The sequence below is a fragment of the Kineococcus rhizosphaerae genome (assembly GCF_003002055.1).
Classification (GTDB): Bacteria; Actinomycetota; Actinomycetes; order Actinomycetales; family Kineococcaceae; genus Kineococcus; species Kineococcus rhizosphaerae.
On sequence record NZ_PVZF01000007.1, the window covers coordinates 133246 to 146890 of the forward strand.

Here is a 13645-nt window from a genome sequence, read left to right on the forward strand (position 1 = left end):
CGGCGACCCGGAGGGTTCTCCGGGGGGTCTGGTCAGGCCTGGTCATCGGCCCCGCCCTCGGTGGGGGCGGCCGGTGCGTCGGCCGAGCGACCGCGGGACACGCCGGCCTGGAAGCCGGAGAGCATCGAGCGGACGTCCGCGGGGGCGCGTCGCTGCCGGTTGGCGGCGGCGGCGCGGGCCGGGGCGGGCTTGGCCGCGGCCGCCGTGGCGCCCGCCTGACGGCGGACCAGCGGAGCGGAGCCGGTGCCCCGGGAGGGGGTGAAGTTCTGGCCCTCGGTGAGGGCGTTGAGCGCTTCGGCCGCGAGGGCGTTGCGCTGGCGCAGGGCCTCGCCGACGGTGGCCCGGCCGGCGGGGGCCGCCGGGGTCTCGGGGGCCAGGCCGATCGGGGCGACGGGCGCCGGGGCCGGGTCGACGACCGGAGCCGGGGCGACCGGCGCCGCGACCACGGGGGCCGGGGCGGCCGGCGCCGCGAGCACGGGCGCCGCGAGCACGGGCGTCTCGACGACGGGGGCCGGCGCGGCGGGTGCCTCGACCACGGGCGTCTCGACCACGGGGATCTCGACGGGCGCCTCGACCACGGCGGGGGCCTGTGCCACCGGCGTCTCGACCACGGGGTCGGGGGTGCCGTTCTGCGCCGCGCGGTCGGCCTCGAGGGCGTCGAGCGCGGAACCCTTCAGCTCCGGTTCGGCCGCCTTCTTGCGGGAGGTCCAGAAGGCCTCGGCCGCGGTCTTGGGCGGGGTGGCGGACTCGCGGACCTGGCGGGGCTTCTTGCCCGCCTTCGGCAGGATGTCCTGCGCCGCGGCCAGAGCCGTCGGGGTCTCGACCTTGCGCTCGCGCTTGGGCATGGCCGCCGCGCCGGCGGCACCGGGGGCCGCGACGGGCTTCCAGTCCTGCTCGGGCTCGGCGACCGGGGCCGCAGCGACCGGGGCCGCAGCCGGGGCGGCGTCGACCTTGGCCTGGGCCTGGGCGGTGCGCTTGCGGGTCGGCAGCTGCCGGCCCTCGACCTTGGCCTTGGGGGCGGTGACCCCGACGTCGGAGCTGGCCGCGGCCTCGGCCGCGGACTTCGACAGCGTCTCGGACAGGGCGTCGCCCAGACCGCTGGCGGCGAGCGGGTTGCTGACGATCGTGTTCACGCCACCGGTGCCGGCGGCGGGGGTGCGGCTCGGCAGGGCACCGGGCTGGGCCGGCGGGACGTCGGGCAGGGCCGAGGCCGCGGTGTCGGGCAGCGCCGACGGCGCGGCGGGCAGCGCGGAGGCGCCCGCGGCACCGGCGCCGTCCCCGAGGGCGGGCAGACCGGAGTCCAGGGCGGCCAGCTCGGGCTCGCCGACCGTGACGCTGCCCGGGGTGAAGAGGGCGGCGGGCAGGACGAGCGTGACGGTGGTGCCCTGTCCCTCGGCGGTGACGAACTCGACCTCGACGTCCAGGCGGCCGGCGAGGCGACCCACGACGTAGAACCCGAGGCGCTGGGCGCCGACGAACTCGGAGGCGCGACCACCGGAGATGCGCTGGTGGGCGGTCTCGACCTCCTCGGCGTTCATGCCGAGGCCGGAGTCCTTGATGGTGACCTCGACGCCGCGGTCGGTCTCGGCGGTGCCGACGACGACGCGGCTGCCGGGGTCGGAGAAGTTCGTCGCGTTCTCGAGCAGTTCGGCGATCATGTGCGAGGCCGACAGCGCGAGGTGACCGACGACGGGCGGGTCGACCTGCAGGGCGAGGTCGACGCGGTCGTAGTGCTCGATCTCGCCGGCGGCGGTGCGGACGACGTCCGACAGCGGCAGCGGGCGGCGCAGACGGCGGCCGGTGTTGATGCCGGCCAGGACGAGCAGGGACTCGGCGTTGCGCCGCATCCGGGTCGCGAGGTGGTCGAGGGTGAACAGGTCCTCGAGGGTGTCCGGGTTCTCCTCGGTGCGCTCGAGCTGGTCCAGGAAGGCCAGCTGGCGGGCGAGCAGCGTCTGGTCGCGGCGGGCGACGTTGACGAACATCTCGGCGATGGAGGCGCGCAGGGCGGCCTGCTCGCCGGCGATGCGGAAGGTCGTCTCGTTGAGGTCGTTGATGACCTTGGTGACCTCGCCGATCTCGTCACCGGAGCTGACCTCGAGCGGGGTGAACTCCACGCCCGGGCCCTCGCCGGGGGTCTGCATGCGCTCGACCATGCGGGGCAGCTCGTCGCGGACCTCGGTCGCGGAGGCGGCCAGGTCGCGCAGGCGGGCGCCGATGCCGCGGACGGTGCGGGCACCGAACCAGACGACGGCGGCGAAGATCAGCAGGGTGACGACGATGAGGACGACGGTGCCGGTGGTGGCGCGCGCGGCCTCGGCGTCCGCCTCGTCGGCGACGTTGACGGCGCGCTCGGTGATGGCCTGCTGGTAGGCCGCGATGACCTGCCCGGAGGTCTTCTCCCAGTCGGCCTGCGCCAGCGACGGGGTGCTGCTGCCCGCGAAGAGGTTGCGGTCCTGGTTGAGGAAGGCGAGCGCGGAGTTCGTCGCGCCGTCGTTCAGCGCGGCGTCGAACTGCGCGACGTCGTCGGCGTGCAGGCGGAAGCGGGCCTGCTGCTCGAAGTACGCACCGCGCTCGATGGAGGTGTCGCGCAGGGCCTCGACGGAGCTGGATGACTTGCCCTGCAGGATGAGGGAGCCGGCGGTCTGCTCGACGGCCAGCGCGTCGACGCGCTTGAGCAGGTACCCGAAGGCCCCGACCTCCTGCGCCATCTCGCGGTCACCGGCCTCCTCGGCCACGGCGACGGTCAGGTCGGTCGCGGTGGAGCTGATGTCGCTGTAGGCGCTGAGCGCGGCGACGGGCGTGGTGGTGCCCCCGTCGACGGCCGCGCGCGTCTGCGGCAGCGTCTGGCCCAGGGCCTGCGTGACGGCGGCGTTGACCGCACCCGCGCTGCCGCTGGTGACGTCGAGGCCGCTGTCGACGACGGCCTGGCGGACGGCGGCGATCGCCGCGTCGGTCCGGGCCCGGTCCTTCGCCAGCTGCGCCTTGCCGGCGTCGCCGGGCGTCACCAGGTACTGGACGCTGTCCTTGCGCTCTCCCTGCAGCGCGCTGAAGAACTCGTTGATCTTGTCCGTCGACTTCGCGTAGGCGGCGAGGTGACGGCGCTCCGAGGTCGAGACCGCGTTCTGGGCGGCCGTGGCGACGACGGCGACGAGCAACAGCACGAGGGGAACGACGAGGAGGACCGCGAGCTTGGCTCGGATGCTCAGGTTCCGCAGCATGTCAACCTTCCGTACGCGGTGGTGGGCGGGCGGGACGTGCCCACCGTTGGTCGAGCAGACTCAGAGGTCTTCGGGACGCGGGACCGCGGAGTGAACCCCGCGGGCCCGAGAACCCTCGTTCGGACCATCGGCAGTCCGGCGCGCCGCTTGACCGGTTCCGGGGAACGTGCAATCCAGAGGGGTGAGCGGATCGGTGGAGGACGTCGGGGTCGTGGTCGTCGCCGGGGGCTCGGGCACCCGGTTCTCGGCCCGTTCGCACCCGGACGCGGACAAGCTCGCCGCGCCCCTGGGGTCATCGACCGTCCGGGGCACCCTGCTGGAGGGGCTGGACGGGTGGCCGGTCGTGGTCGTCGGTCCCGGCGGGGTGCGCGAGGACCCGCCCGGGGGCGGGCCGCTGGCGGGTTTCGCGGCCGGGCTGGCGGCCGTCCCGGGCGAGCTGGTGGTGCTGCTGGGCGGGGACGAGCCGTTCGCGGCGAGCGCCGTCCCGCGCCTGGTCGCGGCCCTGCGCGCCGATCCCGGGCTCGACGCGGTCGTGGGGGTGGACCCGTCCGGGCGGCGCCAGCCGCTGCTGTCGGCGCACCGGCGGCGGGCGGTGGTCCGGGTGCTGGACGGGTTGCCGGCGGTGGCCGGCCAGCCGTTGCGCGAGCTGTTCCGCGGCCGGGTGGGCGAGGTGCCGGTCTCGGCGCGCGAGGCCCTCGACGTCGACGTCCCCGAGGACCTCGACCGGGCGCGGGGGCTGGCGGCGGGGGACGGGGCGGGACCGGAGGCGGGCCCGGACGCCGGGTCGTAGTGTCCCCAGGGTGCGCGCGGTGATCGTCGACCCTCCTGGTTCCCTCCGGCTGTCAGAGCTGCCCGATCCGGTGGCCGGTCCCGGTGAGGTGGTGGTCCGGGTCGCGGCGGCGGGGGTGAACCGCGCCGACGTCGCGCAGCGGCAGGGGAAGTACCCGCCGCCGCCGGGGGCTCCGGGGCACCCGGGGCTGGAGGTGTCGGGGTGGATCTCGGCGCTGGGGCCGGACGTGCAGGGCTGGCGCGTCGGCGAGGCCGTCTGCGCGCTGCTCGCCGGGGGCGGGTACGCCGAGGCCGTCGCGGTGCCGGTGGGTCAGGTGCTGCCGGTCCCGCAGGGTGTGACGGTCGAGGACGCGGCGGCGCTGCCGGAGGTGACGGCCACGGTGTGGAGCAACGTCTTCACCCTGGCGGGGCTGCGCCCGGGCGAGCTGCTGCTCGTGCACGGAGGGTCGAGCGGGATCGGGACGATGGCGATCCAGCTGGCCCGGCAGGTGGGCGCGCGGGTGGCGGTGACGGCCGGCTCGGCCGACAAGCTGCGCGCGTGCGAGGCGCTGGGGGCCCAGCTCGCCGTCGACTACCGCGAGGACGACTTCGTCGCGCGGGTGCGGGAGTTCGAGCCGGCGGGCGCGGACGTCGTCCTCGACGTGGTGGGCGCGCCCTACCTGTCCCGGAACCTGGACGTGCTGGCCACGGACGGCCGCCTGGTGGTGATCGCCACCCAGGGCGGGACGAAGGCGGAGCTGGACCTGGGGGCGATGATGCGCAAGCGCGTCTCGCTGCACGCCACGACGCTGCGGGCCCGCCCGGCGGAGGAGAAGGCCGCGATCGTGGCGAGCGTGCGCGACCACGTGTGGCCGCTCGTCGTCGACGGCGGGGTGCGGCCCGTGGTCCACGAGCGGTTCGCCCTGGCCGACGCCGCCCGGGCCCACGAGGTGATGGAGGCCTCCTCGCACGTCGGCAAGCTGGTCCTGCTCACCGGCGCGCAGCCCCCCGCCCCCTGACCGCCGCCCCGGACCACCCCGCGCACCGCACGCTCTGGACCCCGCGAACCCTCTCCTCGGGGCCCGAAGCACACCTCGGACCCTTCGAGACGGGGATCTCGGGTCCGAGGTGTGCTTCGCGCGGGGTCAGGCCCCGGTGGTGACGGCGATCCGCGTCGGCTGGGCCGCGGCGTGGGCGCCGGCGACCCGGACCGTCAGGACCCCCGCGTCGCTGCTCGCGCTGACGGCCTCGGCCGTCACCGTGCTCGGCAGGGAGAAGCTGCGCCGGAAGGTGCCGTAGCGGCGCTCGGTGCGGCCCCGCGCGTCCTCGGCGCGGGGGTCCTTGCGCTCGCCGCGCACGACGAGCCGGTTCTGCTCGACCTCCACGGTGACGTCGTCGGCCGCGACGCCCGGCAGGTCGAGGGTCACGACGGCGTCGTCCCCGTCGCGGGTGATCTCGGCGGCCGGGGTGAACCCGGCGCCGGTCCCGGAGCCGACGCCGAAGCCGGCGCGGACCAGGGCGTCGAACTGCTGCTCGAAGCGGGCGTCGAAGGGACTGCGGCGCCACACGGACGACTGCTGGGACACGGGTCCTCCTCAGGACTCCTCGGTGGCTCCCGGTGCGGGTGCCTTCGGGGGTCACAACGGGGGTCCTGTCCCCGCCATGCCCGTGTTCGCCTGCGGCGCAAGACCCCAGCGATCAGGGAGCGGCGGTCGTGGTCCCCGCCTTCTGCAGCGCGTCCTGGTACTCGGTGCGCATGGCGTCACCGACGGAGTTCTTCCAGGTGGACACGAGCGTCTTGAGCTCGGAGAACGGGCGGCGTTCCTGGATGACGTCGTTGATGCCGTCGTTGAACGCCTTGTCGGCCGTGGCGTTCTTGCTCGAGGCCGTGTTGGAGTACAGGCCGGTGACGGGGTTCTGGATGCCGGTGGGGACCTCCTTGGACTGGTAGTCGTGCTGGACGTCGGCGTCCTGGGGCCGGCCGGGGACGTAGACGTTGTAGGGGCTGTCGGCGAGGTAGCGGATCGGGATGACGGTGTTCGCGGCCCCGGTCTTGGTGAGGACGGGGTTCCCGCCGGAGTCGACGGTGTGGTCGACGCCCTCCTGGCCGAAGAGGCGGTACTTGTACTCCTCGGTGCCGAACGGGGCGGCGAGCCAGTTCAGGACGCGCAGCGCCAGCTTGATCTTCTCCGGGTCGTCCTGCTTCTTCAGCAGCGTCGTGGAGAAGAACCCGCTGCCCAGGTTCCACTGGGCCAGCTCCCCGCCGTCGCGGGTGTAGACGGGCATGAGGCCGAGCTTGAAGTCGGGGTTGGAGGCGTTGTCGAGCTGGTACTGCACCCAGCCGGGGTACCCGTCGGCGGCGTTGATGGCGACGGTGCCGGCGTTGAACAGCTGCTTGAAGGGGGTCGCGGTGTTGAAGGAGTCGGGGTGCATGACGCCCGACTTCCACATCGCGATGAGGTCGGTGACGGTCTGGGCGTAGGCGTCCGTCTCGTACATGTGGGTGAGCTTGCCGCCGTCCTCGGCCCAGATGTTGGGTTCGCCGTTCATCCGGCCCAGGAGCTGGCGCGGCTGGTTGACCAGGGAGAACGCCCAGCGCCGCTGCTTGGGGTCGGTGAGGGCCTTGGTGGCGTCGACGAACTCGTCGTAGCTCTTGGGCTCGGGCGACACCCCGGCCTTCTCGAACAGGTCCTGCCGAATGAAGTGGTAGTTGCCGATGGCCCCGCGCGGGATGGGGATGCCGTAGATCCCGGAGTTGTAGACCGTGGAGAGCCAGTGCCGGGTCGGGATGTTCGCGAGGTTCGGGTAGTCCTTGACGGCGTCGCCGGACAGGTGCTCGGACAGGTTCGCGAACCGCTTCTCCAGCAGCTGCGGCATGTTCGGCACCGGCGGCGGGGAGCCGTTGGGGACCTGCAGGAGGTCGGGCAGCTCGTTGCCGGCGATGACGGTGGGGAACTTCTGCGGGTAGTCGGCGTTGCCGACCATCTGCAGCTTGAAGTCGACGCCCAGCCGGTCGTTGAGGCCCGCCCAGTACGTGTTGCTGTCCGGGCCCGGCGGCACGGCGTAGTAGATGTTCGCCATCCCGGTCAGGGTCTCCCCGTGGCCGGGGATGTCCTCGACCGACTTGGGGTTGTCGGACGGGAAGGTCCGCCACGCGGGGTCGACGCCCTGCTCGGTGCCGGGCAGGTCGGGGGTCAGCCCGGTGTAGGGGACGTACGTGGGCAGGGTGGCCGTGTTCTCCTTCGAGTCGCCGGAGCCGCCCCCGCTGGAGCCGCTGGAGCACCCCGCGAGCCCACCGGCCGCGACCAGGGCCGCGGTCCCCCCGGCACCGGCGATCAGGGAACGTCGGGTGAAGGCACTGCTGGACATGGATCCTCCTCGATCCGTGGGAACAGGTGGTCGGGGTGCTCAGCCCTTGACGGCGCCGATCATGACGCCCTTGGCGAAGTGCCGCTGCAGGAACGGGTACACGAGCAGGATGGGGACGATCGCGATGACGAGGATGGCCATCTGCAGGGGCAGCTGGGGCGGCAGCGCCTCGGCGCCGCCGACCTGGTCACCGCCGATCGTGGTCTGGTTGACGACGTAGGTCCGCAGCACGAGGGCCATGGGCCACTTGTCGCTGGACTGGATGTAGAGCAGGGCGTTGAAGAACGCGTTCCAGTAGGCCACGGCGTAGAACAGGCCGATGACGGCGAGCACGGCCTTGGACAGCGGCAGCACGATCCGCAGCAGGATCGTCCCCGCCCCCACCCCGTCGATGGCGGCGGACTCGAACAGCTCCTTGGGCAGTTCCTGGAAGAACGCGCGCATGACGATGACGTTGAAGGCGTTCACCAGGACGGGCAGGATCAGCGACCACCACGAGTCCAGGAGGTGGAACTCCTTGACCACGAGGTAGCTGGGGATGAGGCCCGGGGAGAACAGCACGGCGCCCAGCACGAGCATCAGGACGGGTTTGGCGCCCCGGGCCCCGGGCCGCGACAGCCAGTACGCCAGACCGGCCGTGGCGGCCAGCGACAGCAGGGTCCCCACGACGGTGACGGCGATGGAGACGACGACCGCGCGGGTCACGACCCCGCCGGACAGGACGGCCGCGTAGGAGTCGAGGTTGGCCCCGGACCCGGGCCACATGACCATCCCGCCGCCGGCGTCGTTGATCGTCTTCTGGTCGGCGAGCGAGGTGGCGACGACCGACCAGAACGGGATGAGCACGACGGCCACGGCGAAGGCCAGGACGACGAACTTCAGCCCCTGGGTGACGGGACCCGGTTTCTCCATCCACGGCGGCCGGCGGCCGTCCTTGGTGAACGTGCGGACGGTGTCGTCGCCGATGGTCGCGTTCTCGAGCGTGGTCACTTCTCGTACACCCCTCTCTCGCCGAAGACGTGCGCCAGCTTGTTGGCCCCGATCACGAGCAGGACACCCACGAGGCCCTTGACGAGGCCCGCGGCGGCGGAGGTGCCCCAGTTCCCGCCGAGGATGCCGTTGTTGTAGACCCAGGTGTCGAGCACCTCGCTGGCCTGCAGCCCGACCGGGCCCTGCTGCAGGAGGATCTGCTCGAACCCCACCGACAGGCTGCTGCCGAGGCGCAGGATGAGCAGCAGGACGATGAGCCCCTTCAGGGCCGGCAGCGTGATGTGCCACAGGCGCTGGCGGGAGTTCGCGCCGTCGACGGCGGCCGCCTCGTACTGCTCCTGGTCGATGCGGGAGATCGCGGCGAGGAACAGGATCGTGCCCCACCCGGCGTCCTTCCAGATCGCCTGGCTCGTCACGAGCGCCTTGAACAGCTCCGGGGCGCCGATGATGTGCAGGACGGGGAAGTCGTGCTGGACGAGGAACGTGTTCAGCATCCCGGCGTTGCCGAGCATCTGCTGGAACAGCGCGACGACGATGACCCACGACAGGAAGTGCGGCAGGTAGAGGATCGACTGCAGCGTCCGCTTGAGCCGCTCCCCCGCCAGGCTGTTGAGCACCAGGGCCAGGGCCAGCGGGACGGGGAAGATCAGCACGGTCTGGATGACCGTGAGGACGATCGTGTTCCACAGCGCGTTGCGGAACTCGGGGTTGCCGTCCCACAGGAAGGAGAAGTTCTGCCAGCCGACCCAGTCGGACTCGGTGAGCCCGAGGTAGGGCTGGTAGTCCTGCCAGGCGATGACGTTGCCCAGGAGCGGAACGTAGTGGAACACGATCAGCGCGAGCGCGCCGGGCAGGCCGATGGCGACGAGCAGCGCCTGGTCGCGCGTGAGCCGGGGCCGGCGCCGGGTGGACGTCGTGACCGTCACGGGGGTCGTCCGCGAACCCGTGGTCGCGGCGCTGTTCTTCTCACGGGTCGAGTTCGTTCTCACCATTGAGCTCCTGACAGAACACCTGCACGGTCACCTGGACGGTGGGGCGCCGGGACCCGGATCGGGGTAAACGCTTACCCCCGGAGTTCCCCGACGCTAGCACGGCGGTTGCGGGGACGGAAGGGTTTCCCCGGCCCGATCCCGCGCTGCCGCAACGCTTCACCGGAACGCCGTCACGAGACGGTCACGGCTCCGAGCACCTCCTTCGCCCACGCGAACGAGAGGCGGTGCGACTCGGCGACGGAGGAGACGCTGGGGTGGTCGACCTCGATCATGTAGTCACCGTCGTAGTCGTCCGGGAGCGCCTCGAGCACCGCACCGAGGTCGAGGACCCCCCGTCCCGGCTCGGCCCACAACCGGCCGCTGTCGGAGATCTCGCGGTAGCTCCCCCGGGCTTCCCGCGCCGGCAGGTGGTCGGCGTACACGTCCTTGAGGTGGATCCCCCCGATCCGGTCGGCGTACCGCCGGATCAGCGCCACGGGGTCGGCCCCGGCCCAGAACAGGTGCCCCGTGTCCGGCCCGAAGCCGAGGAGGTCCGGGCCGAGGGTGTCGAGCAACGTCGTCACCTCGTGCTCGGTCTCGAACACGCCCCCGACGTGCGAGTGGTGCAGCGGGCGGATCCCCTCCGAGACCAGCACCTCGCACACCTTCCCGGCGTTCTCCACGGCCCGGTCCAGGCGGCCCTGGTCGAACCCGGCCCCCACCGCCGGCCGCTCCATCCGGGCGGGCACGGCCATCGAGGACAGCATGGCGCGGTCGAGCCCGAGCTCGGCCTGCGTCGCCGCGAAGCCGCGCGCCCGCTCCAGCACCTCCCCCATCTCGACGGTCTCGTCGAGCGGGCTGGAGAACAGGCTCAGCGACGGGCTCAGCCCGAACCCGTCGATCCAGCGCGCGTACTCGGCGGCGGACATGCCGTCGAGGACGTCGGCCTTGACGGCGGTGAACCCGATCTCGGCGAGGTCGGTGAACGCGCGCTCGAAGACCTCCCTCGTCTTGCCGGCCTTGGCCCAGTACGGGATGGGGTTCGCGGCGATCCTGCGGGTCATCGGCGTTCCTCTCAGGCGACGGGGACGGGGGTCAGGGACACCGGGCGCCCGGTGCGCTGGGACTCGTACAACCCGGTGATGACGGCGACGGCCTGCCGGTTCTCCTCCAGCCCGACGAGCACGGGTCCCTCCCCGCGCACGGCGGCGAGGAAGTCGCGGTACTGGTCCAGGTGCGCGTCGGGCATGGCCCCCTCGACCGAGACGGTCGGGGCCGGCAGCGAACCGTCGGGTCCGGCGAACCGCTGCACCTGGTTGTCCCGGCCCCGTCCCCCCATGAACGCCTCGGCGGGTTCCTGCCCGACGGGTGTGCCGTGGAAGAACACGAGGCGGTCATCCTCGATGACGGCGGCGCCGCGGTCGCCGTGGACCTGCAGGCGCGTGCTGAGCCCCGGGTAGACCGCGGTCGACCCGTGGACGGTGGCCAGCGCACCGGAGGCGAACCGGACGACGCCGACCGCGACGTCCTCGACCTCGATGCGCTCGTGCGCGAGGGTCCCGGTGAACCCGAACACCTCGACGGGTTCGCCCAGGGCCGCGACCAGCAGGTCGACGGTGTGGACGCCCTGGTTCATCAGCGCGCCCCCGCCGTCGAGGGCCCACGTCCCGCGCCACTGGCCGGAGTCGTAGTAGGTCTGGCCCCGCCACCAGTCGACGTTCGCCACGGCGGAGGTGATCCGGCCGAACTCCCCGGCGCGCACCGCGTCGAGCACGATCCGCGACGACGGGTCGAACCGGTGCTGGGAGACGACCCCGACGAGGGTCCCCGCGCGGTCGCGGGCGGCGATGAGCTCGTCGATGCGTTCCACGGTCGTCTCGGCGGGTTTCTCGACGAGGACGTGCTTGCCCGCGGCGAGGGCCTGCCGGGCGAGGTCGCCGTGCAGGCCGGTGGGGGTGCAGACGACGACGACGTCGATCTCGACCTCGCGCAGCGCCTCCTCCAGCGAGGCGAACGCGCGGCCGCCGCGTTCGTCGGCCAGCGCCTGCGCGCGGTCGACGAGGACGTCCACGACGGCGACGAGCTCGGCCTCGTCGGCGAGCTGGTGCAGGACGACGCCGTGCTGGCGGGCGATGACGCCGCCGCCGACGATCGCGAAACGGGTTCTCATGCGGAGTGCTCCAGGGTCGTGACGGTGACTTCGTGGGCGAAGGGCTGCCCGGCGGCGAAGCGCCCGACCTCGTCGGCCGCCGACGCCGTCAGCCGGCGCAGCTCGTTGCCGAGCGAGCCCGCGACGTGCGGGGTGAGCAGGACGTTCGGGCGGTCCCACAGCGGGTGGTCCGCGGGCAGGGGTTCGGGGTCGGTGACGTCCAGGACGCCGTGCAGGCGACCGGAGACGAGCTCGGCGGTGAGGGCCCAGGGGTCCACCACGGCCCCGCGGGCGGTGTTCACGACCGTCGCGCCGTCGCGCAGCCGGGCCAGGAGCTCGGCGCCGACCAGGCCCCGGGTCTCGGGCAGCAGCGGGGTGTGGACGGACAGGACGTCGGAGCGGTCGAACAGCTCGGTGAGCCCGACGGGTTCGGCGCCCAGGGCGCGGACCTCGGCGTCAGGCACGTAGGGGTCGTGCAGCAGGACGTGCAGGTCGTGGGGGCGCAGCAGGTCGACGACCCGCCGGCCCACCCGCGAGGCCGACAGGATCCCGACCGTCGCGCCGAGGTTGCCGCCGGCGTCGCGCACGAGCGGCCGGCCCCGGGTCAGCGCGAACTCGTGCGCCGCCTCCAGGACCCGCTTGCCGGCGAGCAGGACGACCGCGAGCGTGAACTCGGCGACGGGCACCGCGTTCGCCGCCGCCGCCGAGGAGACCCCGATGCCGGCCTCCCAGACGGCGGGGGTCACGTGGTCGCGCACCGTCCCGGCGGTGTGGACGACGGCGCGCAGCCGCGGGGCGTCCGCCACGACGGAGGCCGTCAGCGGCGGGCAGCCCCAGCCCGTCACGAGCACTTGCGTGCCGGCGAGCGCCGCGCGGGCGGCCGGGGAGGAGAACTCCTCCAGCACCCCGGGGCGGACGTCGGCGACCTCGCCGAGGCGGTCGAGGAACTCGAGGTCGACGACGCGGTCGAAGGTGGCGGCGGCCATGGCCAGGGTGACCGCGGGCCTGTTCGTCACGCGCGCTCCCGGTGGTTCACGGGCTCCTCGTCGTCGAGGTGCCCTGGGGCCGTCACCGTGTCGTGCGTGAGCGAGCACGGTCAAGGTCGTTCGATCAGGGCCGATCGATCGATCCGACGCTCTCCGGACGCGCTGGTCGTGGGCCGGTCGGGCAAGCTGGCCCCGTGGACTACGTGAAACTCGGCCGTACCGGCCTCGAGGTCTCGAAGCTCGTCCTGGGCTGCATGAGCTACGGGGACCCCCACCGGGGCAACCACGCCTGGACGCTGCCGGAGGCCGACAGCGTCCCCTTCCTGCACCGCGCCCTCGACGCCGGAGTGAACTTCTTCGACACGGCCAACGTCTACTCCGACGGGTCCAGCGAGGAGATCGTCGGCAAGGCGCTGCTGGCGAAGGTCCCCCGCGACCAGGTCGTCATCGCCACCAAGGTGAACGGCCGGATGCGCCCGGGCCCCAACGGCGCGGGGCTGTCGCGGCACGCGATCCTCACCGAGATCGACAACTCCCTGCGCCGCCTCGGCACCGACCACGTCGACCTCTACCAGATCCACCGGTTCGACACCACGGTGCCGCTGGAGGAGACGCTGCAGGCGCTGCACGACGTCGTCGTGGCCGGCAAGGTCCGCTACCTGGGGGCGAGTTCCATGTGGGCGTGGCAGTTCGCCAAGGCCCTGCACCTGCAGGAGCTCCACGGCTGGACGCGGTTCTCGACGATGCAGAACCACTACAACCTGCTCTACCGCGAGGAGGAGCGGGAGATGCTGCCGCTGTGCGCCGACGAGGGGATCGGCGTCATCCCGTGGAGCCCGCTGGCACGCGGGAAGCTGACGCGCGACTGGGACGCCGAGACCACCCGCTCGGAGACCGACGAGTTCGGCAAGACCCTGTACCGCGACTCCGACGCCGAGGTCGTGGCGGCGGTGGCCCGGGTCGCCGAGCGCCGCGGGGTGCCGCGGGCCCAGGTGGCGCTGGCGTGGGTGGCGCGCAACCCGGTGGTGACCGCGCCGATCGTGGGGGCGACGAAGCCGCAGCACCTCGAGGACGCGATCGCCGCGGTGGACCTGGAACTGACGGACGACGAGGTCGCCGAGCTCGAGGCGCCCTACGAGCCGCACTCGGTCGCGGGGTTCTGAGACCCGTCCCACCGCGACCGGGCGCGCCCGG

Annotated in this window: 11 protein-coding genes; 3 read left to right on the top strand and 8 right to left on the bottom strand. The window is 73.1% G+C overall.

The window, feature by feature from the left end:
• Window positions 1-32 precede the first annotated feature (32 nt).
• The gene (locus tag CLV37_RS14670) at window positions 33-3218 is read right to left on the bottom strand and encodes a sensor histidine kinase (RefSeq protein WP_106211644.1); all 3186 of its coding nucleotides are present in this window, start codon (window positions 3216-3218) and stop codon (window positions 33-35) included.
• Window positions 3219-3399: 181 nt separating this feature from the next.
• On the opposite strand from CLV37_RS14670, the gene CLV37_RS14675 reads away from it, so the two are divergent.
• Window positions 3400-4008 carry an NTP transferase domain-containing protein gene (locus tag CLV37_RS14675; protein ID WP_170127282.1) on the top strand — a complete coding sequence of 203 codons (609 nt, stop codon included), beginning with the start codon at window positions 3400-3402 and terminating at the stop codon, window positions 4006-4008.
• Window positions 4009-4018: 10 nt separating this feature from the next.
• Window positions 4019-5005 carry a zinc-binding dehydrogenase gene (locus tag CLV37_RS14680; protein ID WP_106211648.1) on the top strand — a complete coding sequence of 329 codons (987 nt, stop codon included), beginning with the start codon at window positions 4019-4021 and terminating at the stop codon, window positions 5003-5005.
• A 126-nt stretch (window positions 5006-5131) separates the two neighbouring features.
• On the opposite strand, the gene CLV37_RS14685 is transcribed toward CLV37_RS14680, so the two are convergent.
• The 7 genes from CLV37_RS14685 to CLV37_RS14715 all read right to left on the bottom strand — a co-directional run bounded on the left by CLV37_RS14685 (window position 5132) and on the right by CLV37_RS14715 (window position 12451).
• Window positions 5132-5572, bottom strand: a complete 441-nt coding sequence (locus CLV37_RS14685) for an Hsp20/alpha crystallin family protein (RefSeq protein WP_106211650.1) — start codon at window positions 5570-5572, stop codon at window positions 5132-5134.
• A 112-nt stretch (window positions 5573-5684) separates the two neighbouring features.
• Window positions 5685-7355, bottom strand: a complete 1671-nt coding sequence (locus CLV37_RS14690; protein WP_106211652.1) for a type 2 periplasmic-binding domain-containing protein — start codon at window positions 7353-7355, stop codon at window positions 5685-5687.
• A gap of 39 nt (window positions 7356-7394) precedes the next feature.
• Complete coding sequence (locus CLV37_RS14695; RefSeq protein ID WP_106211980.1) at window positions 7395-8267, bottom strand: ABC transporter permease subunit; 873 nt, start codon at window positions 8265-8267, stop codon at window positions 7395-7397.
• A 74-nt stretch (window positions 8268-8341) separates the two neighbouring features.
• Entirely contained in the window at window positions 8342-9337 is a 996-nt protein-coding gene (locus CLV37_RS14700) for an ABC transporter permease (RefSeq protein WP_106211654.1), read from the bottom strand.
• A 170-nt stretch (window positions 9338-9507) separates the two neighbouring features.
• A complete protein-coding gene (locus CLV37_RS14705) occupies window positions 9508-10380 on the bottom strand; it encodes a sugar phosphate isomerase/epimerase family protein (protein ID WP_106211656.1) in 873 nt (290 codons plus the stop codon).
• Window positions 10381-10391: 11 nt separating this feature from the next.
• Complete coding sequence (locus CLV37_RS14710) at window positions 10392-11486, bottom strand: Gfo/Idh/MocA family protein (RefSeq protein ID WP_106211658.1); 1095 nt, start codon at window positions 11484-11486, stop codon at window positions 10392-10394.
• The gene (locus tag CLV37_RS14715) at window positions 11483-12451 is read right to left on the bottom strand and encodes an NAD(P)-dependent oxidoreductase (protein ID WP_106211982.1); all 969 of its coding nucleotides are present in this window, start codon (window positions 12449-12451) and stop codon (window positions 11483-11485) included. The genes CLV37_RS14710 and CLV37_RS14715 overlap by 4 nt, the downstream gene beginning before the upstream one ends.
• A gap of 194 nt (window positions 12452-12645) precedes the next feature.
• On the opposite strand from CLV37_RS14715, the gene CLV37_RS14720 reads away from it, so the two are divergent.
• A complete protein-coding gene (locus CLV37_RS14720; protein WP_106211660.1) occupies window positions 12646-13614 on the top strand; it encodes an aldo/keto reductase in 969 nt (322 codons plus the stop codon).
• Window positions 13615-13645: the final 31 nt, after the last annotated feature.

Coding starts and splice junctions, on each gene's coding strand:
- CLV37_RS14670 (WP_106211644.1), bottom strand. CDS start 3,218: ATGCTGCGGAACCTGAGCATCCGAGCCAAGCTCGCGGTCCTCCTCGTC.
- CLV37_RS14690 (WP_106211652.1), bottom strand. CDS start 7,355: ATGTCCAGCAGTGCCTTCACCCGACGTTCCCTGATCGCCGGTGCCGGG.
- CLV37_RS14695 (WP_106211980.1), bottom strand. CDS start 8,267: ATGGAGAAACCGGGTCCCGTCACCCAGGGGCTGAAGTTCGTCGTCCTG.
- CLV37_RS14700 (WP_106211654.1), bottom strand. CDS start 9,337: ATGGTGAGAACGAACTCGACCCGTGAGAAGAACAGCGCCGCGACCACG.
- CLV37_RS14705 (WP_106211656.1), bottom strand. CDS start 10,380: ATGACCCGCAGGATCGCCGCGAACCCCATCCCGTACTGGGCCAAGGCC.
- CLV37_RS14710 (WP_106211658.1), bottom strand. CDS start 11,486: ATGAGAACCCGTTTCGCGATCGTCGGCGGCGGCGTCATCGCCCGCCAG.
- CLV37_RS14715 (WP_106211982.1), bottom strand. CDS start 12,451: ATGGCCGCCGCCACCTTCGACCGCGTCGTCGACCTCGAGTTCCTCGAC.